Raw genomic sequence first — 252 nt, forward strand, 5'->3', positions numbered from 1 at the left:
GTCTTGATTAGCGGCGTTAACATCAATGAAAATACACTAGAAAGTCTGCGCAGTCGCATGGCATTCGTCAGCCAAAACGTTGTCCTGTTTAATGGTACGATTTCTGAAAACATTGCCTATGCTCAAGCCGGTAACTTCAGCGAAGAAGAAATTATTAATGCTGCAAAAGCAGCTAATGATTGGGAATTTATCCAAAAAATGCCGCAAGGCTTGCACACTGAAGTTGGTGAAAACGGTTTAAAACTGTCCGGC

General features: G+C 42.1%; 1 pseudogene. It reads left to right on the top strand.

Annotated elements, in window-relative coordinates:
* Positions 1-252, top strand: a pseudogene (locus ACTHS8_RS10875) (lipid ABC transporter permease/ATP-binding protein); the annotation flags it as partial.

Source organism: Neisseria sp. P0016.S008, assembly GCF_051957775.1.
GTDB classification, from domain to species: Bacteria; Pseudomonadota; Gammaproteobacteria; order Burkholderiales; family Neisseriaceae; genus Neisseria; species Neisseria flavescens_B.